This window comes from Dactylosporangium sp. CA-139066 (assembly GCF_050936175.1).
Classification (GTDB): Bacteria; Actinomycetota; Actinomycetes; order Mycobacteriales; family Micromonosporaceae; genus Dactylosporangium.
In genome coordinates, this window is sequence record NZ_JBNJNH010000001.1 from 3,275,216 (window position 1) to 3,298,738 (window position 23,523).

General features: G+C 70.6%; 18 protein-coding genes and 4 pseudogenes. 8 read left to right on the forward strand and 14 right to left on the reverse strand.

Annotated features, from left to right (window positions below; genetic code table 11):
* Positions 1-20 precede the first annotated feature (20 nt).
* The 5 genes and pseudogenes from ACQEVU_RS14885 to ispH all read right to left on the reverse strand — a co-directional run bounded on the left by ACQEVU_RS14885 (position 21) and on the right by ispH (position 5,544).
* Entirely contained in the window at positions 21-551 is a 531-nt protein-coding gene (locus ACQEVU_RS14885; protein WP_433323721.1) for a sigma-70 family RNA polymerase sigma factor, read from the reverse strand.
* A gap of 24 nt (positions 552-575) precedes the next feature.
* Positions 576-1,463: an alpha/beta fold hydrolase gene (locus tag ACQEVU_RS14890; protein ID WP_433323723.1), complete on the reverse strand. Its 888-nt coding sequence runs from the start codon at positions 1,461-1,463 to the stop codon at positions 576-578.
* A gap of 261 nt (positions 1,464-1,724) precedes the next feature.
* Positions 1,725-4,181, reverse strand: coding sequence for an ATP-binding protein (locus tag ACQEVU_RS14895; RefSeq protein WP_433334936.1), 2,457 nt, complete (start codon positions 4,179-4,181; stop codon positions 1,725-1,727).
* A gap of 144 nt (positions 4,182-4,325) precedes the next feature.
* A pseudogene (locus ACQEVU_RS14900) lies at positions 4,326-4,502 on the reverse strand (transcriptional regulator MoaR1); the annotation flags it as partial.
* Between the two features lie 43 nt (positions 4,503-4,545).
* Positions 4,546-5,544, reverse strand: coding sequence for a 4-hydroxy-3-methylbut-2-enyl diphosphate reductase (ispH, locus tag ACQEVU_RS14905; protein WP_433323725.1), 999 nt, complete (start codon positions 5,542-5,544; stop codon positions 4,546-4,548).
* A gap of 271 nt (positions 5,545-5,815) precedes the next feature.
* Here ispH and ACQEVU_RS14910 point away from each other — a divergent pair, with 271 nt between their 5' ends.
* The 3 genes from ACQEVU_RS14910 to ACQEVU_RS14920 all read left to right on the forward strand — a co-directional run bounded on the left by ACQEVU_RS14910 (position 5,816) and on the right by ACQEVU_RS14920 (position 7,810).
* Positions 5,816-7,012: a cytochrome P450 family protein gene (locus tag ACQEVU_RS14910; RefSeq protein WP_433323727.1), complete on the forward strand. Its 1,197-nt coding sequence runs from the start codon at positions 5,816-5,818 to the stop codon at positions 7,010-7,012.
* Between the two features lie 3 nt (positions 7,013-7,015).
* On the forward strand, positions 7,016-7,192 hold the full coding sequence (locus tag ACQEVU_RS14915) for a hypothetical protein (protein WP_433323729.1): 177 nt from the start codon (positions 7,016-7,018) through the stop codon (positions 7,190-7,192).
* A gap of 468 nt (positions 7,193-7,660) precedes the next feature.
* The gene (locus tag ACQEVU_RS14920; protein WP_433323731.1) at positions 7,661-7,810 is read left to right on the forward strand and encodes a hypothetical protein; all 150 of its coding nucleotides are present in this window, start codon (positions 7,661-7,663) and stop codon (positions 7,808-7,810) included.
* A 31-nt stretch (positions 7,811-7,841) separates the two neighbouring features.
* On the opposite strand, the gene ACQEVU_RS14925 is transcribed toward ACQEVU_RS14920, so the two are convergent.
* Positions 7,842-9,368 carry an acyl-CoA synthetase gene (locus tag ACQEVU_RS14925; protein WP_433323733.1) on the reverse strand — a complete coding sequence of 509 codons (1,527 nt, stop codon included), beginning with the start codon at positions 9,366-9,368 and terminating at the stop codon, positions 7,842-7,844.
* 192 nt (positions 9,369-9,560) lie between these two features.
* Between ACQEVU_RS14925 and ACQEVU_RS14930 the strand changes: the two are divergent.
* Positions 9,561-9,980: pseudogene (locus ACQEVU_RS14930) on the forward strand (IS6 family transposase); the annotation flags it as partial.
* Between the two features lie 6 nt (positions 9,981-9,986).
* Here the strand turns inward: ACQEVU_RS14930 and ACQEVU_RS14935 are convergent.
* Positions 9,987-10,718, reverse strand: a pseudogene (locus tag ACQEVU_RS14935) (LLM class flavin-dependent oxidoreductase).
* Positions 10,715-10,957 carry a hypothetical protein gene (locus ACQEVU_RS14940; RefSeq protein ID WP_433323735.1) on the reverse strand — a complete coding sequence of 81 codons (243 nt, stop codon included), beginning with the start codon at positions 10,955-10,957 and terminating at the stop codon, positions 10,715-10,717. The pseudogene ACQEVU_RS14935 and the gene ACQEVU_RS14940 overlap by 4 nt, the downstream one beginning before the upstream one ends.
* 579 nt (positions 10,958-11,536) lie before the next feature.
* Between ACQEVU_RS14940 and ACQEVU_RS14945 the strand changes: the two genes are divergently transcribed.
* Both ACQEVU_RS14945 and ltrA read left to right on the forward strand, forming a co-directional pair.
* Entirely contained in the window at positions 11,537-12,226 is a 690-nt protein-coding gene (locus tag ACQEVU_RS14945; RefSeq protein WP_433323737.1) for a transposase, read from the forward strand.
* 864 nt (positions 12,227-13,090) lie between these two features.
* Positions 13,091-14,407, forward strand: a complete 1,317-nt coding sequence (gene ltrA / locus ACQEVU_RS14950) for a group II intron reverse transcriptase/maturase (RefSeq protein ID WP_433322606.1) — start codon at positions 13,091-13,093, stop codon at positions 14,405-14,407.
* A gap of 306 nt (positions 14,408-14,713) precedes the next feature.
* Here the strand turns inward: ltrA and ACQEVU_RS14955 are convergent, their stop codons facing one another.
* The 4 genes and pseudogenes from ACQEVU_RS14955 to ACQEVU_RS14970 all read right to left on the reverse strand — a co-directional run bounded on the left by ACQEVU_RS14955 (position 14,714) and on the right by ACQEVU_RS14970 (position 19,463).
* Complete coding sequence (locus ACQEVU_RS14955; RefSeq protein ID WP_433323739.1) at positions 14,714-16,105, reverse strand: IS1380 family transposase; 1,392 nt, start codon at positions 16,103-16,105, stop codon at positions 14,714-14,716.
* 130 nt (positions 16,106-16,235) lie between these two features.
* Positions 16,236-17,059, reverse strand: a pseudogene (locus tag ACQEVU_RS14960) (IS5 family transposase).
* A gap of 69 nt (positions 17,060-17,128) precedes the next feature.
* Positions 17,129-18,490 (reverse strand): Hsp70 family protein, encoded by a 1,362-nt coding sequence (locus ACQEVU_RS14965; protein WP_433323741.1) that lies wholly within the window; start codon positions 18,488-18,490, stop codon positions 17,129-17,131.
* Positions 18,491-18,776: 286 nt separating this feature from the next.
* On the reverse strand, positions 18,777-19,463 hold the full coding sequence (locus tag ACQEVU_RS14970; protein WP_433334938.1) for an IS6 family transposase: 687 nt from the start codon (positions 19,461-19,463) through the stop codon (positions 18,777-18,779).
* Between the two features lie 309 nt (positions 19,464-19,772).
* On the opposite strand from ACQEVU_RS14970, the gene ACQEVU_RS14975 reads away from it, so the two are divergent.
* Positions 19,773-21,821 (forward strand): hypothetical protein, encoded by a 2,049-nt coding sequence (locus tag ACQEVU_RS14975; RefSeq protein ID WP_433323743.1) that lies wholly within the window; start codon positions 19,773-19,775, stop codon positions 21,819-21,821.
* Between the two features lie 559 nt (positions 21,822-22,380).
* On the opposite strand, the gene ACQEVU_RS14980 is transcribed toward ACQEVU_RS14975, so the two are convergent.
* The gene (locus ACQEVU_RS14980) at positions 22,381-22,548 is read right to left on the reverse strand and encodes a hypothetical protein (protein WP_433323745.1); all 168 of its coding nucleotides are present in this window, start codon (positions 22,546-22,548) and stop codon (positions 22,381-22,383) included.
* Positions 22,549-22,583: 35 nt separating this feature from the next.
* Here ACQEVU_RS14980 and ACQEVU_RS14985 point away from each other — a divergent pair, with 35 nt between their 5' ends.
* The gene (locus ACQEVU_RS14985) at positions 22,584-22,865 is read left to right on the forward strand and encodes a hypothetical protein (RefSeq protein WP_433323748.1); all 282 of its coding nucleotides are present in this window, start codon (positions 22,584-22,586) and stop codon (positions 22,863-22,865) included.
* Here ACQEVU_RS14985 and ACQEVU_RS14990 read toward each other — a convergent pair.
* A complete protein-coding gene (locus ACQEVU_RS14990; protein ID WP_433323750.1) occupies positions 22,862-23,503 on the reverse strand; it encodes a TetR family transcriptional regulator in 642 nt (213 codons plus the stop codon). The two genes, ACQEVU_RS14985 and ACQEVU_RS14990, sit on opposite strands and share 4 nt — an antisense overlap.
* Positions 23,504-23,523 lie beyond the last annotated feature (20 nt).

The following is a 23,523-nucleotide window of genomic DNA, read 5'->3' on the forward strand; positions in this document are numbered from 1 at the left end:
TGGTGCCGCCGTCGTACGTCTCAGCCGCGGTCTTGCAACGCCGCCCGGAGCTTCTGTAACGCGTGGTGGGTACGCGACTTGACGGTGCCTTCGGGGATGTTCAGGATCTTCGCCGCCTCCGCGGTCGAGCGTTCCCGGATGTACACCTCGAGCAGGACGCTGCGGTAGTTGGGGGCGAGCCGGCTCAGCGCGGCCCGGACCGTGATGCCGTTCACGAGATGCTCGATGGGGGCACCGTCGTCCGCGAATGTGGTGAGGTCGATCGAGTCGATCTCCTTGGGTCGCACCGCGCGGCTGCGGGCCGCGTCGATCGTAATCCGCCGGGCGACGGTGAACAGCCACGGCCGGACGGCGTCGCCGGGTGGCAGCTCGTCGCGGTGTTGCCAGGCGCGCAGCAGCGTCTCCTGGAGCAGATCCTCGGCGGCCTGATGCTGGCCGAGGGTGAGGCGGAGCAGGAACCGGTACAGCGACTCCGAGTGGGCCCGGTGGATGGCGGCCATCCGCTCGTCCGCGGAGCTGCTGCAGGTGACAGTCCCGTTGGCGCTTGTCATGGCGTGGACTCCGTCCTTGTGCGGTCAGTTTGGCCCGGGCTGGCGGCGGTGGGCGAAGCCGGCGACGGTGACGGCGAATGTGTGCGCTTCTTCGAGGTGGGGGAGGTGCCCGCTGTCGTCGAACGTGACGAGCCGGGCATCCGGGATCGCGGCGGCAAGGGCCTGGGCCCAGCGGGGGCCGCAGATGAAGTCGTGAGCGCCGGTGAGGATCAGGCTGGGTACGGTGAGGCCGGCGAGCGAGGCGCGGACGTCGAACGGCCGGGGCTCCTGTGCACGGGCCGGCGCGACCCACGCCCGCAACCCGTGCCGCACGTCTTCGAGCAGGCTCCGCTCACCCCACGGGTCGGCTAGGTAGACCGGTAGCAGGCGGCGCAGCGCTTCGCAGTAGGCCGCGTCGGTGCCGGCGGTGAGTGCGGCCCGGAAGGCCGGCGGGATGTCCGCCGCGGCGGGACGTTCCGGATACTGCTGCGGGAACAGCTGGACGTTGGTCACGGCCGCGGTCCAGAAGTCGGACCCGGTGGCCGGGGAGGTGGCGTAGAGCACCAGCCCGCCCAGACGTTCTGGCCGGCTCAGCGCGTACGTCTGGGCGACGAAGCCGCCGTGGGAGTGACCGAGCAGCAGAGGCGCGGATACGGCCAGATGGTCCAGCACCCGGCCGAGGAACTCGGTGTAGCGGTCGATGCTGTAGTCGTCGGCGTGGTCGAAGCGGGCCGACCGGCCGGTCCCGATCGGCTCCAGGTACACCATCGTCAGGTGCGTCTCGAGCTCCGGCATGCGCAGGTATTCCCAGCCGAGGCCCGGGCCGCCGGGATGGACGAGGCACACCGGCCCGCGTCCGGCCACGTGGTACCACTGGGGTCGGCCGTCGACCTCGAGCAGATGCTCACCGGCGGCCAATGGATCGGTGGCCATGGGGCTCCTAGTGGTTGCGGAACAATGCCATTGCAACCAACCTAGGTAGACCCTGTGCGGCAATAGTGCGCATCGAGTGACATGCGAAGTGCAGCCGGTGCGGAGGCGGAAAACGCCCCGGCCGATGGTGGCTCGGCCGGGGCGTATGGCGAGGTGCTAACGCCGTTGCCTCGGTGCGGGTGCGGTGCCGGGGTGGTCGCCTCCGTCTCGCTCACCTCGGCAGCCGGTTCGGCGGCGGCGAGTGGGCCTACTGTTCGGTGTTCAACTCTCGTCCACGGGGTCGTCGAGCAGTTCGAGCGCTTGGGTCAGGCAATCGCGTACGGACCGGTAGTCGCCGGTGGCCATCCCGGTCAGGCCGAGCCGGATGAATGCCTCGGCGGCGTTGAACCGGCTGTCCACCTTCTGGTACAGGTCGATGCCTCGTCGCCGGCACTGTGCGGCCTCGTGGTGGTCGCCGCGCCGCTGGTAGGCCTCGGCGAGGAGGTTCCAAACGAGCCCTTCGCCATTGGCGTCACCCAATTCCTGGAACAATCGCATTGACTCATACGTGGGCCCGGTGCTCTTGTCGAGAAGTCCCATCGCGATGAGACAGGCGGCTTGGCCATAGAGCGATCCGGCCATGCCCTTGTTGTGGCTGATCTGTTTGAACAGCGCGAATGCCCGCTCATCGCTCGCAAGCGACTCGGCGAACCGTCCGCGCATGAACAGCCCGTCGGCCAGGTTGGAGTGGACGTATGCCTGTTCAGCCGACCAGCCGAGCTTCTCGTACAGTGCCCGCGCGGCCTCCAGATGCCGGCGGTACCGGTCGTGTTCGCCCAGCTTGAGGAATGCCCCGGAGAGGCTGCGATGGCTGTGCGCCTGCCCGGCGACGTCACCGATGCGTTCGGCCGCCTCCAGCGCGCAGCCCATGGTCGCGGCCCAGTCGTGGTACCGGCCCTTGCGCTGGTAGAACTGCTGCAACGTCAGAGCGAGTGGCCAGGCGACCGCTTCGGCGCCCTGCTGCGCGGCGTGCCGGACGACGGTGTTCAGCACGTGGCATTCGGCGTCGAACCACGCCATCGCCCCTATGGCGTCGGGGAAGGTCTCGGCGGTCACACCGGGCCGGGCCGGCTCCGGCTCGGGTGGCGGCATCAGCGGTAGCAGGCGCAGGTTGGCGGCGTGAGAACTGTGACGGTAGTGGTCGAAGCAGCGGTCCAGCGCGGCTCGCCGCTCGTCGTCGGTGTCCACCTCGCGGCAAAGTTCCGTCGCGTATGCACTGATCAGATCGTGAACGGCGAACCGGCCGAGCCGCCGCTCGGTGACTATGTGGGCCAGCGCCAGCTCACCGGTCAGCGCACGTGCGGACGATGCCGTCAACCCGCCCAGGCTGGCGATGGCGCCGAGTGCGATGTCCGGGCCGGGATGGACGGAGAGCAGCCTGAACAGCCGGGCCGCGGGCGGGCTGAGTGCGTCGTAGGACCACGAGAACACACCGCGCAGGCCCGGTCGCGCGCCCTGCGAGGGGCCGAGACCGTCGAGACCGTCGAGGGCGTCCGGTGCGTGGTCGAGTTCGTGTGCGATGTCGGCGAGCGACGAACCGGGATGGCTCACGATGCCGGCGGCGGCGATCGCGAGGGCGAGCGGGAGACGTCCACATTGCTGGATGATCTTCTCCATGGCCTCGGGCTCCGCCGCGACGCGGTCGGCGCCGACGCGACGGGCCAGCGCCGTGCGGGCCTCGGGAGCGGTGAGCACGCCGAGCGTGATCCTGTGGGCCCCGTTGCGGGCAACGAGGTCGAGGAGGGTGCCGCGGCTCGTGACGATCACCAGTGCGGTGGCCGAGCCCGGCAGGAGATCCTGGATCTGCTCGATACTACGGGCGTTGTCGAGTACGACGAGTATCCGGCGATCGGCCATGACACTGCGGTACAGGGCCGCCTGGTCGGCGAGGTCCGTCGGAATGTCGTTCTGCGGTACGCCGAGCGCGTTGAGGAACCGGCGCAGAGCCTCGCCCGGCCAGACCATCGACTCGGGCGGCCCGTAACCACGCAGATCGATGTAGAGCTGGCCGTCGGGGAACTGGGGGGTGCTGAGATGGGCGAGACGCAGCGCGAAGGCGGTCTTGCCGATGCCGGGCATGCCGTCGACGGCCACGATCGTCGTGGCTTCGGTGCTCGCGGACACCATGGCGGCCGTCCGGTCGAGCGTGTCGGCTCGCCCGGTGAAGGCGGCGAGGTCGGCCGGCAGTTGCGCCGGTTTCAAGGACCGCGGGGCCGGGGGTGCGGCGTCGTGGGCGCCGATGTGTTGCCGCAGGACCCGCTCGTGGGCCGAGCGCAGCTCGCGGCTCGGCTCGACCCCCAGCTCGTCGGCCAGCCGGTGGCGGACGTGCTCGTAGGTGGCCAACGCCTCGGCCTGCTTGCCGTCGGCGGCCAAGATCAAGATCAGTTGGGACTGGAGTGGTTCGTCCAGCGGGTTGCGCTCGGCTGCCTGCCGTACTCCCGGCAGGATCTTGCCGATACTCCCGTACCGGAGGGCCGCTTCCGCGGCGTCGTACGCGATGGCCGAGTACTCACGGTCGACGGCGACGAACGCGGGATGGACGCCGGAGGCCGGTTCCAGCCCGGCTGCGCATTGGCCCTGCCACAGTTCGAGCGCCTGGGCGAACTGCGTCATCGCGACGTCCGCCTGACCGCGTGCGGTCGCCTTGCGGGCGTCGTCGGCCAGTTGCCGGCAGCGCACCAGGTCCGACGTGTGCGCGTCGGCCCGCAGGCGGTATTCGGAGCCCCGGCCGAGCAGCCACTCGCCGTTGGCCCGCAGCGCGAGATCCGGCTCGAGGACGCGGCGCAGGGTTCCGATGTACCGGTGCACGATGTTGACCGCGCTGCGCGGGGGTTCGTCGTCCCACAGCAGGTCGAGCAGTTCCGACGTGCTCACCGGCCGGTTCGGCCGGGCCAGCAGCAGGGCGAGGACGAGCCGTTGCTGACGTGAGCCGAGGTCGAGCTCGGTGTCCCGCCGCCACGCCCGCACCGGCCCGAGGACCGCGAACCGCACGTCCGTCATCGGCGGTACCCTCCTGAAACCTCCGCTGCCTGCGCATACGACGCTAGACCGGAGACCCGGACGACGATTGCGTCGAATGACGTACGTTGGCCTTCGGGCCGGGCGACGCGGCACTCCCGCTGCCGCGCAACGCGGCGGGAAGCACGAAGCGTTCGGACTCCACTCGGACGGTGAGCTGCTCGACCGTCTCGAAGCCGTGGCGGGCCAAGGCGGCGACGACCTCCTGGACGGCCCTTTCCGGGGCCGACGCGCCGGCCGTCACACCGACCGTCTCGACGTTCTTGAACCACGCGACGTCGAGGTCACCGGCGCCGTCGACCAGATGGGCGGCGGCTCCGTGCCGCCGCGCCGTTTCGGCCAGGCGACGCGAGTTGTGCGAGTTCGCCGAGCCCACGACAACGACGAGGGGACACCGCGCGGCCAGCGCTTCGACGGCGTCCTGGCGGTTCTGGCTCGCGTAGCAGACGTCATCGGTCGGCGGCCGGCGCAGTTCGGGATGGTGTATGCGCAGCCGGGCCGCCGCCGCGTCGACCTCGTCCACCGTCAGCGTCGTCTGGCTCAGCATCACCGCGGGCCGGTCCGGGGCCAGGGTGACGTCGCCGGCGGTTGCCGGGTCGACGACGACGACGCGGTCCGGCGCCTCACCGACGACCCCGACCACCTCGTCGTGGCCGGCCTGGCCGATCAGGACGACGTCGTACCCGCCGCGGGCGTATCTGCGCGCCTCACCGTGCACCTTGGCGACGAGTGGGCATGTCGCGTCGAACACCCGCAGGCCGCGCCGCGCCGCTTCGGTCCGCACGGACGGCGGGACCCCGTGCGCCGAGAACACCAGCGTGGACCCCGCAGGGACGTCGTCGACCCGGTCCACGAAGACCACGCCCCGAGCGGCGAGGTCGTCCACCACACGCCGGTTGTGAACGATCTGGCCGCGGACATAGAGCGGCGCCCCGGCATCGGCGAGTGCCTGTTCGACGATCTCGACGGCCCGGTCGACGCCGGCGCAGAACCCTCTCGGGGCGGCCAGCAACACGCGACCCACCGGAACTCCTCAGTTCCCTCGGCGCGTGCGTCGGTGGACGCTCTTCGTCGTAAAGCTCATGCCGGCTCCTGAACCTAGGCTTCGCTGGAGGCTGTCCAAAGTGAACTACGGGAGCAGGCCGGCCTGCGTTCACATCAATCACGTGCTTCACGCCCGCCTCCCGGAAAGCAGTCAATTGACGTACCCGTCCGACCGTCGTCCCGGACCATTCTGGTGTCCACGCGCACCGGTGCCGGCATCGCGGCACATCCGCCTCGGGAGGGAGTCCACTGTGGATCTCGACGGTAACGTCACCGCACTCGACAAGGCGTCCGTCAACGTCGATACCCGAGCCGAGCGTCAGGACCTCGGCCCGGTCTATCGGTCGACACTGTCCAACGGCATGCCGGTGTGGACGGTGGCCGGCTACGACGAGGCCATCGCGGCGCTGAACGACAGCCGGCTGTCGGCGGCCGCCATGCTGGCCGCCGGCGCTCTCGACGGCGGGAAGCTCGAGCCGGACCTCCGCGACGCACTACTGAAGGGGCTGACCAACTCCGACCCGCCGGACCACACGCGGCTGCGCCGCCTCGTCTCCAGCGTCTTCACCGCCCGCCGTGTGGAGGCGTTGCGACCGTGGATCACCCGTCTGACCGAGGACCTGATCGACGGCTTCGCGCCGGGCGACCGGGTCGAGTTGATGTCGGCTTTCGCCGAGCCGTTGCCGATCCTGGTCATCAGCGAGTTACTGGGCATCCCCGAGGCCGACCGCCCGCGGGTCCGCGACTGGTCCCGGACCGTCATCTCCGGCCTTGGCTCGCCCGATTTCCCGGTGGCGGCCGCAGTGGAGTTCGTGGACTACCTGCGCGACCTGATCGCCGACCGGCGCGAGCATCCTGACGACGCACTGATCTCCGCGCTGATCCGGGCGCGCGACGAACGTGACACCCTCACCGCGAACGAGCTCACCTCGACCATCTTCCTGATGATCGTCGCCGGGCACGACACTACGGTGAGCCTGATCGGCAACGGCGTCTACCTGCTCATGACGCAGCCGGACCTGGCCGCGCGGCTGCGCGAGGACGCCGGCCGGCTCCCAGGGGCGATCGAGGAGTTCCTGCGGCTGGAAAGCCCGGTTCCCACGGCCAACCTGCGGGCCGCGGTCGAGTCGTTCGACCTGGGCGGCAGCCGGATCTCGGCGGGTGACCTCGTCGCCATCGATCTCCAGGCGGCCAACCGTGACAGCGCCCGGTACACCGACCCCGCCCGCCTCGACCCGACGCGGGCGCACGGCCGGCATCTCGCGTTCGGCCACGGGATCCACTTCTGCCTCGGCGCCCCGCTGGCCCGCTTGGAGGGCGAGCTGGCGATCGGGACGTTGCTGCGGCGCTTCCCCGATCTGCGGCTCGCCGTCCCCGCCGCCGAAATGACGTGGAGCCAGGCGACGTTCGTGCACCGTCCGGACGCGCTGCCCCTCATGCTGGCCTGACTCATGTCTGATCAACCGACGCTGAGCACCTCGAACCGGGAGTACACCCGCGATCCGTACGCCTCGCTCACGGCACTGCGCGAACAGGCGCCGTTGTCACGGGTGGTCGTCGACGGCCTGCCCGTCGGGCTCGTCACCCGCCACGACGAGGCCGTGCGGATACTGTCGACCCGCGGATGAGCAACAACGGCCTGCGGTACGCCGGTCCGGAGGCACACACCGTTGCCTGGACCGGCGTCACCACCGCGGGTGTGCAGGCCCACCTGCTGCGCGTCGACCCGCCGGACTGCACCCGGCTGCGGCGCCCGGTGTCGAAGGTCTTCACGCCACGAGGGGTGGCTGCTCTCGAGCCGCGGATCCGCACGATCGCCCGGGAGCTGATCGCCGCGCTGCCGGCCGGGGACGCGCGGTTATCGCGGAGCTGTTCGGGGTGCCGATCGCGCGCTTGGGGGAGTTCCGCTACTGGACCGACAGGTACGCGGACGCCTCCGAGAGCGAGGGCGAGCTACAGGCGGAGGCGTCGCGGCGACTCGCGACCATACTGGGGGATCTCATTCGTCGGCGCCGCGAGGAGCTGGCCCTCGACGTCGAGCACGAGGGAACTGCACTACTTGCCTCGGGGCACCGCTGGCCCGGCTGGAGGCCCGAGTGGCCCTCGAGGAACTGCTCGCGGCCCTCGCTCATATGGAATTGGCGGTACCGGTCGACACGATCGAGTGGCGGCACAGCCGCATCATCAGGGGCGTGCGCGCCCTGCCGGTGCGGCTCGGGCGCACGTCAGCGCCCGACCATGATTGAGGCGCATCAGCGGCCGGCGGCGATCGACGGCTCATCGCGCGAGCCGTTCGTCACGCAGTTGTCGCTTGAGCACCTTGCCCACACCGGATGCGGGCATCGAGTCGGCGAACTCGACGCTGCGCGGAATCTTGTAACCGGCCAGCCGTGGCCGACAGAACTCCCGCAGTTCCTCGGCGGTGACCTCCGCTTCCGCCGCGAGCACCACCACCGCGTGGACCCGTTCGCCCCACTGCTCGTCCGGCAACCCGATCACGGCACAGGCCGCCACCGCCGGGTGCAGCGTCACCACGTTCTCCACCTCGGCCGAGTAGACGTTCTCGCCGCCGGAGATGATCATGTCCTTGAGGCGGTCGACGACGAAGACGTACCCATGTCTGTCCATGTAACCGGCGTCGCCGGTGTGCATCCACCCGTCACGGACCACGTCGGCAGTGTCGTCCGGCCGTTGCCAGTAGCCGCGCATGACGTGATCGCCGGCCACGACGATCTCGCCGACAGTGCCCGATGGCACCTCTTCGCCGTCGTGGTCGACGACGCGTACCCGGGCGTGTGGGGCGGCGCGCCCGGCGCAGCCCGCGAGCTCGGGCCGATTGTGGTCGTCCGGCAGCAGCAGAGTCGCCACCGGTGCCAGTTCCGTCATGCCGTAGGCCTGGACGAACCCGGCCTGCGGGAACATCGCGCGTGCCCGTGCAAGCAACGCGTCGGGCATGCCGGAACCGCCGTAGATCAGGTGGGCTAGGCTCGACGCGTCGAAACGGTCCGCATCGGCGAAGTCGACCAGTTGCCGGATCATCGCGGGCACCAGCAGCATGTCGGACACCCGGTGGCTTTCCACGGCGGCCAGAACTCCCGCCGGTGTGAACCCCGGCACAATTACGTGCGTGCCCGCGGTGACCAGCGCGGCGACCCAGGTCGCGAGGTCCGCGAGGTGGAACATCGGCGCGGCGTGCAGCAACCGGCCGCCGGGCGTCACGAACTGCCCGGTCGCCAGACTGCCCCAGGCGGACGTGAGCAGGTTGTCGTGCGTCAGCATCACGCCTTTCGGCTGTCCGGTCGTGCCGCCGGTGTAGAAGATGCCGAACAGTTCGTCGCCGCCCCGGCGGCTGTCGGGCAACGGCACGTGGCCGGCGACCAGCTGCTCGAACGAGATAGTGCCGACCGGGGCGTCCGTGTCGGTCATGACCACGACGGCCGACAGGTCGGCCCGCTCGCGCACGGCGGCCACGGTGGCCAGCAGGCCTTCGTCGACGATCAGGACGTGCGCCCCGCAGTCGCGCACCGCGAAGAGGATCTCGTCGGGAACCCACCGGTGGTTGATCGGCACGGCGACGGCGTCCGCCCACGCGACACCGAGCAGGCTCTCGTGGAAACGGTCCGAGTTCGTCGCGAGCAGCGCCACCCTGTCCCCGCGGCCGACCCCGAGCGACCGTAGGCCGGCGGCCAGGCGGCCGACCCGGTCCGCGGATTCGGCCGTGGACCGTACCCGGTCCCCGAAGATCGTCATCGGCCGCTGCCTGTCCAGCTGAACCGCTCTGTGCAGTGCCTGGGTGACATACATTCGGCGATCTCCTCCCACCGTCAGGTTAAGCCTCCGTTAACCGGCGCGAAACAGTTTGGTCCCGCGGATTCATCGATGCGCACGTGGCGGGGCGGCGGCCAGGGCCTCGGCAAAGGGCGCTGTTGCGTTGGTCGCAGGGCAAGATCGAGGCAGGCTTGAGCGGTGAAGCTGGCATCCCGTTCACGCCCTGCGTTGCCGACCAGTTCTGCGTTTGCCGGGTTCCGGTTTCCGCCCGAAGTGATTGTGGTCGCGGTCCGCTGGTACCTGCGCTATGGCCGGTCCTACCGCGATGTCGAGGAACTGCTCCTGGAGCGTGGTGTCGAGGTCGACCACGTCCCGGTGTTCCGCTGGGTGCAACGGTTCACGCCGCTGCTGGCCGACGCGGCCCGGTTCTGCCGGCACCCGCCCGGCGACCGGTGGTTCGTCGACGAGACCTACGTCAAGGTCGCCGGTGTCTGCCGGTACGTCTACCGCGCCAACGACCAATACGGCGTCGCCACTGCGGGAGTGGTAGCGCCCGGAATTCGGGATCAAGGACTTGGAGGCAGACGTGACTCGCGCCGGCCCGCCGGTGTTGGCGTGTGCGCTCTGCGATCGCACATTCGTCGCCCCAGACAGTCAGCGCGTCGAGGAGTCGGTCACTGCCGTCGTGTTCCAGGTCGTCATCCGTGTAGCCGAACCGGCGGAGATTGTTGGCGTAGTTGGGCAACGAGAGGTATCGGCGTAGGTGCCGTCGGCCGACTTCGTGAGCCTGGGCTTGTCAGTGGTGAGGACTACCGCCTGCTCTGGTATCAGCAGCTCGTCGGGTCTGAGGATGTGCCGCGCCTGGGCGGTGTGTTCGGGAGGTACCAGGTAGGTGTGCGCGCCGTCTGCGTGCTGTGCGGCGAGCCGCATCATGCGCGGGCCAAGGGCCGCGAGGACGCGATTCGGGCCGTCTGCTGGCACGGCTCGGTAGCGCGGGGCGAGTTCGTCCATCGTTGCGAGGTGGTCCTGAATGGCCCGCAGTGGCTGGCGGTAGTTCAGTCGGCGTGTGTCGTTGACGAGCCTAGGGTGGCTGACTCCGATTCCGAGGATGAACCGTCCCGGGTATGCCTCTGTCAGTGTCTGCTGTGCTGCGAGCGTGGACATTGGATCGCGTGCTCAGATGTTGGCGACTCCGGTAGCGATGACGATGCGGCTGGTGGCCCCGAGCAGCAGGGCGGACTGGCTGATCGGCTCGCGCCCAACGTTTTCCCCGGTCCAGAGCGAACAGTACCCGAGAGCCTCCAGTTCCCGGACAGCGTCGCGGACCACGGTGGCGGGCTGGAAGTCGAACTGCGCAGTGCAGATCCCAATACCCGTCAGGTTCATACGTTCGCCTTCGCGGCGGTGGCGGCAAGCGCGTGGCTGAATTCCTCAACCGTTTCGCTGAGCAACTCGGCTTCCGCCGGCGCCTTGCGTTGCACCAGCCGGCGGACTCGACGGCTTTGCTGCAGGATCGGCAGGATCGGCTGGTGCATCGTCGAGAGCAGGGCGTGCCGAGCGAGATCGACCGCCTGCGGTGCGTCGCCGGACTGCGCGGCGGTGTCTGCGAGAAACAGATTCAGCACGGCACGTGCCTTGGTGTGGGCCTGCGGCAAGTCATCTCGTGACCCAGTCAGTGCGGTGCGCGCTTGTTGCGGCTGCCCGAGCAGGAGCCTGCTGGTTCCGCAGGCCTGCGGTGCGGCGAGGTTAGCCACCTGAATGCAAGCGGGCGGCGCGGGCCAACCAGCTCCGGCCGTTCGTCTGCACCGAGGCCGAGCTGGCCGCGCTGCCCGGGGCACCGCCACGCCACCTGCAGCTCCTCCTCGGCACGGGGCGCGACTACGCCAACATGGCCCGGCCGTTGAACCGCGGCATCGGAGACGGCTCGCGGGTGGGCGAGGAGTGGCGGCGCAAACTCCGGCAACGCCAACCGCACGATCCGCCAGCGGAGTACTGCAGCCGCAGGTTTGGGGACGGACCCCGCTGTTCAAGGTGCCGCGCCGGCTGACCGAGGCCACGGTTCGGTCACTCGGCACCGGGCCTGTCTACCCGAACCGCCGACCGCTGCCGCAGCCGACCCGGGTGAGCCGCTACCGACGACCGCGCAACCCTACCAGCGACCGGAAACACCGACCACGATCCGGCTGCGGGAACGCTACACCGCCGTGCGGGAACTGCTCGCCACCGGCATGCAGCGCAAGGTCATCGCCGCGCGGCTGGGTCTGCACCCGGACACCGTCGCCCGCTACGCCGACGCGACCAGCATCGACGAACTGCTCGTCAGCAAGTCCCGCGCCAGCAAGCTCGACCTGTTCAAGGACTACCTCGACGCCCGGTGGAACGCCGGCTGCACCGACGCGGTGCGGCTGACCGAGGAACTACGCGAGCAGGCCTACCAGGGCACCTCCCGCACCGTGCGCGGCTACCTGGAACCCATCCGCGGGTCCGGCAGCCCGGCCTGCCGCACCGCGGCCCCGCCCAAGCCCAGGCAGGTCACCAACTGGATGACCCGGCACCCCGACCAGGTCAGCGAGAGCAAGAAGCTGCGGCTCAAGGCGATCCTCGCCCGCTGTCCCGAACTACACACCCTCGCCGAACTGGTCACCGACTTCGCGAAGATCCTCTGCACCCGCGGCGGTGACCGCCTGAGCGCCTGGCTCGACGCCGCCGACGCCGAGGACCTGCCCGACCTGCACGTCTTCGTCACCGGCCTGCGTCGAGACTGGGCCGCGATCACCAACGGCCTGACCCTGCCCTGGAGCTCCGGCGCTGTGGAAGGAACCGTCTGCAAACTCAAGGCCATCAAACGATCCATGTTCGGCCGCTCGAACTTCAACCTGCTACGGATTCTCTGAACTATCGAGGCCTGGTAAGTCAATAGGTCGCCCCGTCACAAGATCGTCGACAGAGCCAATTCTCATGTCCCGTCAGCCCGGACCAAACTGTCCGCCAACCCGAGTATGCCGTGTCCGCTGGCAGGCTCTTCAGCCTTTTCTCAGCGTTGCGGCGCGATCATGCGGCTCCGTGCAGTTGTTGACGTATCCCGAGGCGATCGCCGTCGGGCTCTTAGCCTGGATCCACCGTGCGCCCAGCGAACCTGGAGGTGAGTGTGTAGCTCAGCTGCAGTCGTAAGCTCGTCGTCGCCTGCCGGTGCAAGTCCGGTCCGGGTAGCTGCCAGGAGGCCCGGTAGCAGGCTGGCGGCTCGGTCTGGAAACGGGTCGGGTCGAAGCCCAGCGTCAAAAGCCCTGATGGGGGAGCGACTGAGCGGTCCGTAGCATGACGCGAAGCCTGCGGCGTCGTTAGAGGTCTCACTTGTTGAGGGTGGGGCAGAGGGAGAGCCGAGCCCCCGATGTCAGGGTGAAGGCCATGGAAGCGGTGTAGCTCCTGGATTGCAGCCGCGAAGAACTCCCCGGCGTACTGGGCGCGGAACGTTCAGATGGTGGCGGCGGGAACTGGGGAGACCCTCCCCGGCCCGGTGTGCTGCGGATGCGCACTGGAGTGTCGGGTCCTATAACCGGTTCACGCCGGGAAGTGGATTTCGTGCCGGGAGGGAGTCGGAGGCGGTCGTAGTACCGATTGAGCCGGGCGGACAACACAACCGCCGGTGATGGGAAGGGCCGCTACTTCGTCGATGCGTAGTGCTGGTGAAGGGGTGCCCGGTGAGTGCCGTTTCGGCTAGTCCCGCCGCGTTGGGGTTCGTGTTGGACCCGGTTCGAGCTTTGCAGCATGCGCTCTACCGGGCGGCCAAGGCCGATCCCGGGCGTCGGTTCCATGCGCTGCGAGACAAGGTCTTCCGCAGGGACGTTTTGTGGCGGGCGTGGGTCGCGGTGCGCCGCAACAACGGCGCGCCGGGCATCGACAAGATCACCCTGGATCAGGTCGAGGAGTACGGGGTGGCCCGGCTGCTCGACGAACTGGCCGCGGAACTGCGGCACGGCGGTTATCGGCCGTTACCGGCTCGTCGGGTGTTTATCCCGAAGCCGGGAACGACCGAGCAGCGGCCGTTGTCGATTCCCGCGGTTCGTGACCGTATCGTGCAGGCAGCGGTGAAGATCGTGCTCGAGCCGGTCTTCGAAGCCGACATGCTGCCGTGCAGTTTCGGGTTCCGCCCGAAACGCTCGGTGCACGATGCCCTGCAGGTGCTCGTTGACGAGTCCTGGCGGGGTCGGCGGTGGGTGGTCGAGACGGACATCGCCAACTGCTTCTCGGCGATTCCGCACGACGAGTTGATGCAAGCAGTCCAGGAACGGGTCTGTGACCAGGCGGTCTTGAAGCTCTTGCGGGCGATGCTGCGCGCCGGGGTGATGGAGGACGGCCAGGTCCGGCGGCCGGTCACCGGAAGCCCCCAAGGCGGTGTCATTTCACCGTTGCTCTGTAACGTCTACCTGCACCGACTCGATCGGGCGTGGGATGCGCGGGCGCATGGGGTGCTGGTCCGGTTCGCTGACGATCTGCTGGTGATGTGCGCCTCTCGGGCGCAGGCCGAGGCCGCGTTGCAGCGGCTTCGGGAGCTGTTGGCCGACCTCGGTTTGGAGCCGAAGGAGGCCAAGACCAGGATCGTGCACCTTGAGGTCGGTGGGGAAGGCGTGGATTTCCTCGGTTTCCATCACCGGCTGGTGCGCGCCTGGGCCCGCACGGGTGGCAAGCAGGTCACTTTTCTGGCCCGCTGGCCCGCGAGCAAGGCTATGCAGCATGCCCGTGACCGGATCCGGCAGTTGACGGACCGGTCGCGGCTGTTGCTGTCGACGGAGTGGATCGTGCAGGACATCAACATGTTCCTGCGCGGCTGGGCCGGGTTCTTCAAGTACGGCAACTCGGCCCGCCATTTCGAGAAGATCAGGTACTACGCGAAGCTGCGGCTGGCGTTGGTGATCGCCAAACGGCACAAGCGCAGCCGGGAGTTCGGCTGGCAGGTGCTGTCGTTCCAGTCGGACAACGAGTTGGGCCTGGTCGGCCTGGGGACCGTCGTCGCGCCACGGCCATTCAAACCGTGGCGGCGGGACAAGCCGAATGCCGGCGGTGAACGGCGTCGGTGAGCCGTGTGCGGGAGAACCGCATGCACGGTTCGATGCGGCGGGAGCTGGAAACGGAGCACCCTGGTCATGGTTACGGCAGTGGGACAACCGGACGGGAAACCACTGGAACGAGAAGGCTGTCGGACCTACCGCCAACCCGGGCCACCGCGCCAGCTCCCGACCCTACGATCGGTGCTGGAGCGCTCGCGTCGTAGGCATTGCATCGATATGTGCTGATTGGGTTGGTTGGTGGGTGTGATGGACCCGCCGGGCGCTCCGGCGTGCTCCGTGGCGATGGTGGGGCCCGGGGTGGGCGGTTGGTCCGGGTCAGGCTGTGGCGGGTGGTGCGTGGACTCGGTCGAAGAGGGTCTGCCAGGGCTGCTGCCAGGGCCAGTGGGTGGGCAGGTGCAGGATGAGGCGGCGGGCTCGACGGGCCAGCCGGGCCGGGATGGTGATCAGCTGCCGGCGGATGGTGGCGGCCCGGGCGGTGGCGTAGCGGGGGCTGGTCAGGCAGCCGGCGGCGCGGAGCAGGTTGTGGCTCATCGCGGCCAGGGTCAGCCAGGCGGCGTTGGCGGCGAACCGGCCCGAAGGCAGATGCGCGAGGGGTCCGTCGATGAGGTCGGCGAAGACCTGCTCGACGATGGCGTGACCGCGGTGAGTCAGATCAGCATCCACTGTGGATTCCGTGGTGTCGGTGAGAAATGCGTGATACCGCCACAGCGGGAACAACGCCTCCTGACCTTCGGGTGCGGGGTTGCGTTCCTTGACCCGGCGCACGACAAGCCGGGCGGTGATCTTGTAGCGGGTGGACTCGAACGCGGTGTAGACCGTTTCGGCGACCTCGGCCTCGGAGATCCAGCCTCCGGTCTCCTCGTCGAACACCGCGCCGGGGTAGCGCACCGGGGTCCACGCGGTCTCGTCGATGCTGGCGATCGCGGTGCGGAGTTTGGGGTTGGACTGCAGGGTGAGCGAGAAGTTCACTCCGGCGTTGCGGCAGGCGGCGGCCACCGGGCCGGAGCCGAACGCCGAGTCGGCACGGACCAGGATCGGGCCGGTGGCGCCGCACGCCCGCGCGGTCGCGATCGCTTGGCGGATGAGGGATGCCGCGCCGCGGGCGGAGCCGGCGTTGCCGCCACGCAGCCGGGTCGTGGCGATCACCGGCGCCGCCGTGGTGGTGCTGATCGTGGCCACCAGCGGGGACAGGCCGCGCAGTCGCGCGCTGTAGCCGCCGACCTTGGCGTGGCCGAACGCCGCGCCCTGCTTGGCGTGGCCGTAGACCCGCCGCAGCAACGAGTCCACGTCGACGTACGCCTGCCTGCCCGCGCCGGGCAGCAGCGGCGTGGCCGCGGCGAGGGCGGTCAGCAGGTCCCGGGCCGCGGCCTCCAGCTGCAGGGCGTGGCCCCAGGTGAAGAACCGCAGGAACGACCCCAGCGTCGAGGGTGCGTACACCCCGGCGAACAGCGTGGCCATCCCGCCGTGGCGTAACACGTCCAGGTCGTCGATGCTGTCCGCGCCGGCAGCCATGCCGGCCACGACGGCGGCGGCCTTGGCGCCCGGGTTCGACCCCGTGGACAGGTCCGGCCGCACCCGGGATGTGACCAGCCCGGCCAGATCGACCTGCTCAGCGAGACTCATCACCGGGACCAGGCCGGCGCACGACACCAGATTCGCCTCGTCGAACACCACGTCGACCGCGCGGCGAGCATGCAACAATCGCACCTACGAGATGCCCTCTCGACCAGGGTGATGGAAGCGTAGAGAACTCCCATCCTTCCAGGTCAGAGGGCATTTCCCATACCCTCGCAGCTCACGACGTCATCGTTAGTCGGTGGATCGAGGCTTAGAGGTCCTAACAAAGTCGCACGACGTGTCGGTACGTGATGATGCAGGTGGCGAGGCCAAGGAAGGCTTCGTGGATGTCGTCGCGGCGTTCCCACCGGATGCGGAGTCGTTTCATCCCGTGGTACCAAGCGATCGTCCGCTCAATCACCCACCTGAACACGCCGAGGCCGGAGCCGTGCGGTTGACCGCGGCGCGCGATGCGGGGGCGGATGCCCTTGGCCCGTACCGCTCGGCGGTACTTGTCGTGGTCGTAGGCGCGGTCGGCGAAGACCTCGTCGGGGCGTTGGCGGGGCCGGCCGCGGCGGCCCCGCACGGGTGGGACCTTGTCGATCAGCGGCAGGAGTTGGGTGACGTCGTTGCGGTTGCCGCCGGTCAGTGAGACGGCCAGGGGGATGCCGGCGCCCTCGGTCAGGACGTGGTGCTTCGAGCCCGCTCGGGCGCGGTCGACCGGGCTCGGACCGCTTTTGGGCCGCGCCGGGCGGCGCGGACGTGGGAGGAGTCGATGACCGCTCGGGACCAGTCCAGCTTCCCCGCGCCCTGCAATTCGGCGAGGAGCAGTTCGTGCAGCTGCTGCCAGACCCCGGCGCGGTTCCATTCCTCCAGACGCCGCCAGCACGTCATCCCGGAGCCGAATCCGAGCTCCTGGGGTAGGAACTCCCACTGGATCCCGGTATGCAGCACGAACAAGATCCCGCACAGCACCTGCCGATCCGGGATCCGGTTCCGACCGGGTCGCCGTGGATCGCGTGGGACATGTCTGGGCAGCAGCGGCTCGATCCGCTGCCACAGCCCATCGGGCACGATCCACGGCGGCTGTTCACCACGCCGCACAGCTCAGCATGGTAGACGAACGTCTACAAAGGACACCAGTGGGTCATCGACTATCTTTGTTAGGAACTCTTAGGCAAGCACCTCCGCGGCGGCGCCCTCAGCTACCACGGTCTCCGGGCGTTCGAGCGTCGTCGGGGGGACGGCGATGGCGCGGTGCAGCGCCGTGGCGGCCAGCGGGATCCGGCTCGACCCGCCGACCAGGAACACCGCGCCCACCCGGGCCGCGGCCGGGCCCGCCGCCCACAGCGCGGACTTGGTCGCGGCGACCGTACGGTCGACGATCGGGCCGGCCAGGGCCTCGACATGGTCCCGGGTGAGCAGCAGCTCGTCTTCGAAGAGCGGCAGGTGGATCAGTGTCGAGGGAGCGCGCGACAGCATCTCCTTGGCGGTGCGCACGTCGTCGAGCAGGGTCCACCGGGCGCGGTGGTCGGCCGGCGTGGCCGGGCGCTCGAGACGCTGCCAGGTCGCGGCGTCGCGGGCCGCGTACATGCCAGCGATGTGCTGCAGCAGCGCGGCGTCAATGTCGCGGCCGCCGGTGTCGGTGAGGCCTTCGGTCGCGGCGACGTTGAACCGGCCGTCGCGGTGCAGGAGCACGGTGGCGTCGAAGGTGCCGGCGCCGAAGTCATACACCACGATCGCCGCGTCCGGCTGGACCGTCGCGCCGTGCAGACGGGTCAGGAAACGGGCCGCGGCGATCGGCTCGGGCAGCAGGTCGGCGGCCGGGGCGCCGGCGCGCTGGGCGGCGGCGAGCAGCGTGTCGCGGCGGGTCGGGCCCCATGCGGCCGGGTGCGTGACGGTGATCGAGGGTGTGGCGCCGTCCAGGGTGTGTCGGGCCTCGTCGAGGACCCGGGCCAGCACCGCGGCGATAACGTCGGCGACGGCATACTCGCGGTCGCCGAGCAGCACGTGGCCGTCGTCGATGCAGCGCTTCGGCGACGGCTCGAAGCGCTCCGGCGCCGTGCGGGCCAGGTGCAGCGCGTCGCGGCCCACGGCGATCCGGCCGTTCTCGGCGGCGAACACCGCCGAGGGCAGCATCGGCGAGCCGTCGAACAGCAGCGGCAGCCGCCGGCCGTCCGCGGTACGCAGCACGGCCGCGGTGTTGGACGTGCCGAAGTCGATCCCCAGGTGCGGCCCTGACGAGGACGGTGTGAACACCGAGGCGGGCGGGGCGGACACGGGGGAGGCGACTGGCGGCGCCGATACGGGGTACGCCGCCGCGGGGACGGAGGCGGGGGAAACCGGGGACGCCGAGACGGGAGATGGCGGAACCGGGGCGGGAATCGGCAGCGAGGGCCTGAACGAGGGGGCGGCCGGGGTCCGGGCGGCCGATGCGCGGCGGCGGCTGAGCCGCGACACGACGACGATCACCGTGACGATCACGCCGAGCATGATGAGGATCAGCAGGAGCTCGGCGATGCCGATACGGGCCAACGTTCCGCCTTTCTCGACTCCGTTCACGGGTGTCCCGTCATGAGATCGGCGAACGTTCCCCAGGCGCAAGCACTCTGCAACGGCGGCACGTCGACCCGTAAATAGATTCGTAGTTTATGTATCTTTTGCGCCATTTATCTTCGGCGTTGCCGCGGCGACGCAGGCCGTTACCAGACTCGAAGCCTACAGCCCCGCAGTCCGCGCCCAGCCACTGCTGCGGCCATTACAGATGGCGCCGTTGCGTTGACCGATCCGGTGGCACAGTGGATCGTGATCATGTCTGTACTCAGATGGCGCGGGTGAGTTCGGTGAACGCGGCGGCAACGCGGAGTCCGCGTGGGGCGTCGAGTCCGAGTTCGTAGTGTCCGTGTCGGAGGTTCTGGATGAGGGCGTGTCCGGCGATGATCACGGTGGCTGTTTGGTCGGTGCGCAGTCCGCGCATCGGTCTGAGCCGGTGTTTGAGCTGGCCGTGGTCGGCTTCGATCGGGTTGTTGGCGTACTGCTCGACGTGGTGCCATGCGGAGGGGATGCGTTCGTCGAGCGCCGCCGGGTAGATCGCCGCGGCGTCAGTCACGACCTCGCTGGGCTTCACCGTGAGCATCTTCAGGGCACGCCGGGAGAACCGGCGGGCCGCAGCGGCGTCGCGGCGGTCCGAGACGAGCACGTCAATGATCTGGCCGTATTGGTCTATGGCGCGGTAGACGTACCGGCAGACACCGGCGACCTTGACGTAGGTCTCGTCGACGAACCAGCGGTCGCCGGGCGAGTGCCGGAACCGGGCCGCGTCGGCCAGCAGCGGCGTGAACCGTTGCACCCAGCGGAACACCGGGACGTGGTCGACCTCGACACCACGCTCCAGGAGCAGTTCCTCGACATCGCGGTAGGACAGGCCATAGCGCAGGTACCAGCGGACCGCGACCACGATCACCTCGGGCGGAAACCGGAACCCGGCAAACGCAGAACTGGTCGGCAACGCAGGGCGTGACGGGTTGCCAGCTTCACCGCTCAAGCCTGCCTGGATCTTGCCCGCGACCAACGCAACAGCGCCCCAGGGTGCGCCAGCGCACCGCCGCGGATCCGCGCCGGTCGGGCCCGGTCACCCGCCGCGGCCGAGGCTACGGTCCGCTCGATGACGGTGGTCCGCCAGCCGGGGCCGTCGGGCGAGACCTCGGCGGGCTGGTCGCTCATGACCCGGCGGGCGCGGCCGGTGGCAGCCGCCGGCCGTCCTGGTGGAAGGCGCCGCTGACCAGTACAAGGAACTCGCTCGCCTACGCTGATGGCCGTGACGGCCGATGCGGCACCCACGTGGGAGCACGCCTTCAAGCGGATGTTCGGCGTGCACGAGATGTATCCGGGACCGGACCGGCTGACGCCCGGGATCGCCGCCGCGGTGCCGGGCTTCGTGGAACGGGCGCGGTCGGCGGCGTCCGGCCGAGCTGCGGCCCTGTCCGCGGCCGGGCGCGCAGCGGACCCCGAGCGTTCGCGCCGCCCCTCGGCCGAGGCCCGGGCCGCGCTGCGGAGGCTGGCGGGCGACCTCGCGCCGCTCCTCGACGACCCGGATGCGGCGGTGCGGGCCGCGGCCGCCTACGCGCTGACCCAGGCGGGCGCCGGCCCGGACGTTCTGCGGCGGCGGCTGGCGGTGGAGACCGAGCCGGCCGTGCGGGCGGCTCTGCTGCTCGGGCTGGGCGAGGCTGCCACCAGGGCGTCGCCCGTCGACGCGGACCCGACGGTCGTCGTCGCAGGCGCGCTGGCCGCGGCCCGCAGCGGGGTGCCGTGGACCGCCGGCACGGTGGAGGCGGTCGCGGCCGCGCTCGCCGCCGGCGTCAGGGTGCCCGAGGACTGGCTGCGCCGCGAGTCGCCGCTGGCCGACCTGCTCTGCGCGGCCGAGCCGGCCGCCGGGACGGCGCTGCTCGACGCGCTCCTGCGGGCGCTGCCGGCCGAGGGAGTCACGGGCGGCCCGATGGTCGGCGCGGTCGTCGTGGGCGAGAGCGTGATGTCCAGCGCGAAGCCGGTCGACGAGACCGCCGGGGCGCCGCGCGGGCTGCCGTCGGTGCTACCGGTGATCTGGGCCCTCCGGCCCTGGACCCCGCTCGCCCCACTCGCCGCTGCGGTGGCCCTGCTGCGCGGGGTCGAGGACGCCTGCCGCTGGCACCGGCCGGCCCGGACCGGGCTGGCCGCGTGGGCTGGGCGGTGGCTGCGCCACGGCGACCCCGCGGTGCGGGTCGCGGCGGTCACCGCGGTCGCCACGACCGGGCCCGCCGCCGCGCCGTGGGCCGACGACCTGGCCCGGCTGTCGGCCGACGAGGAGACGCCGAAGGTCGCTCGGCAGACCGCGGCCTGGGTGCTCCTACAGCTCGGCGACGCGCGCGGGGTCGGGCTCGAACGATGGGGGCCAGCGGGCACCGTGGCCGAGCTCGACGCGGTCGGCGACCGGCTGGACCAGGCGATCGCGGCGGGGGACGCCGCCGCCGTCGCGGTCCTGGCGGAGCGGCTGCGACCGGCCCGCGCCGGCCAGGTGTCGCGGCTACGAGCGGTGCGGGCACTGGCGCCGCGGGCCGTCGCACTGGCGCTGGCCCGGGCGAACGCGGCCGAGCCGGTCGACCTGCCCCAGCTGCGGGTCCTTGCGGCCGAGGGCGTCGAGCCGGAGCCCGCGTTCGCCGTCTGGCGGCTCACCGGCGACCGGGACGTCGTCCTCGCGGCGCTCCGGCGGGCCCACGACACGTCGGACTGGCCGGCGATGACGCTGGGGCTGACGATGGCCGCCGAAGCCGGCCTGGAGGTGCCGGACCTGCCGGCCGAACTGCACGAGTCGCCGTGGCCGAACGGCGCGCCGCTCATGGTACGACGCACGCAGCTCGCCGCGGCCCGTCTGCTCCCCACCGACGGGCCCGGGCCGCACCCGCCGGCCGAGGTCCGGGCCACGATCCGCCAGATCATGGCCGAGGGCGGCGCGGCCGGGGGCGAGGCCGCGCTGCTCGCCGCGCAGCTCGGCTGGGACTGGCTGACCGACGCCATCCGCGACCTCGCCCACGGCGAGCACGACTGGTCGGCCCCGGCCGCCGCCGAAGCGCTGTGGCGGCTCGGCGCGGCGACGGCAGAGGAGCTCACGCCCGCGCTGGTCACCGTCGTGGAGCACGGCGTCCGGCCCGCCGAGGCCGTGCGGGCCCTCGTGGCCATCGGCGCGCGGGCGGCGGCCCCGCACCTGACCCGGCTGGCCGAGCGGGACCGCGCCGTCGCCTACGACTACCGCCCGCATCGCATGGTGTGGGACGACGAGCGGCTGCGCGCCGAACTGCGGGCCGCGGCCGCCGGCGTCACACCGGCGGGGTGACCGGGAGCGGGTCGGGCCCGATCGCGCACGGTCCCGGCTCCGGCCGCTTGAACGGACCCCGCGGTGGGCAGGACGGAACGGCGAGCAGACTGCCGGGCTCTGTTGCATTGAGCGTTGGCATGATCGCGGCCTGCTTGACCGGTGAAGCTGCCCACCGTCCTCATCCCTGGCTGCCACCGAAGTCGGCGTTCGCCGGCTTCCGGTTCCCGCCTGGCGCGCGCGGGGCTGCGCGACACCGGGTTCAAACCCCTCGGCTGGCTGTCGGCCGACGCGAAGGCCAGGTTGCCGTCGAGGGCCTGCAGCACGAGGGTGAACCGCCCGTCCGGCGACGAGATCGTGGCGCCCCGCGAATGAGCGACTCGCCGTTGAGCAGCCGGTCGGGGTGCGACGGCCCGGGCGGCAGGCAGCCGTCGGGCCAGGCCCAGGCGCCGTAGGCGAGCTGCTTGCCCCAGCTGGCGACCTGGAGGTAGTCGTGGTAGCCGGTCATGCCGGGCACGACAACGGTCGCCGTCCCGCCAGGCGCCAGGGTCACACTCTGCACCAGCTCCGTGGCGTTCCGTCAGACCTCGACGGGCGCGGTGACACCAGTGCTCGGATTCTGCATGTCGACGACGATGGAGCCGTCGCACCGCGAGGCGAGCGTGGCCGTCGGCGTGATCCACGGACCGCAGCTGCCCGTCCACTGCACCTGGCCACTGGTCGTGACCTTGGTGTCTCCCCAGGCCACGGCACGACGAGCCCGGCGGAGCGCAGCAGGCGGCGTTGCAGGCGGCGTTGCATCCGCGCGTACGCCGTCATGGACGCCATCTCGGCGAAGACCGCGGCGGCGAGCCAGCCCGGCTGTGGCGCGCGCAGCTGGGTCAGCGCGCCGGCCAGCGACGGCCAGCCCAGCACAAGCTCGACGGTGAACAGCACGACGACTCCGACCACGGCGGTGCGGCGCAGCCAGCGCCGCCGCAGATGCTGGGCTGGGCGGGCCCGTGGCTGACCGCACGGGTCTGGCCGGGCAGCACCGACATGACGCCTCGATCCGATCGGTTTTAGGAGGTTGCGGAGGTGCGGGCGGGTAGCTCGGCGTGCCGGAGCCCGGCGGGCAGGTCGCCGGTGAGGTAGTGCTGCACGGTCGGGCCGATCGCGGCGGTCAGCTGCGCCGGTGGTGTGGAGGCGATCGGCTCGACTTTGACGATGTAGCGGACCATGACCAGGCCGACGATCTGGGTGACGACCAGCGAGGTCCGCATCGGCGCCTCGGACTCGTCGAGGTCCAGGCCCTTGACGACGTGGGCGAGGATGCGGGTGACGACGAACTCGCGGACGAGCCGGGCGGTCCACTCGTTGCTCACCGCGGAGCGCATCAGGGCTGCGGCGGGGGCGCCGGCCGGGGAGTCCCACAGGGTCAGGATGAACCGCACGAGGCGATTACCGGTCTCCTCGCGGGGGCCGTCGATGATGCGCGGGAGGACCTCGGCCGGGTCGAACGGGGCGTTCATCGTGGCCAGGAACAGCTGGTCTTTGGTCCCGAAGTAGTGATGGATCAGGGCCGGGTCGACGCCGGCTGCGGCGGCGATGGCGCGGATGGAGGTCTGGTCGTAGCCTTTCTCGGCGAACGCGGTGCGGGCGGCGGTGAGGATCGCCTCGCGGGTGTCGGGGCTGCCGGGGCGGCGTCCGCTGCGTCGGGCCATGATCAGACCTCCTTCCGTCG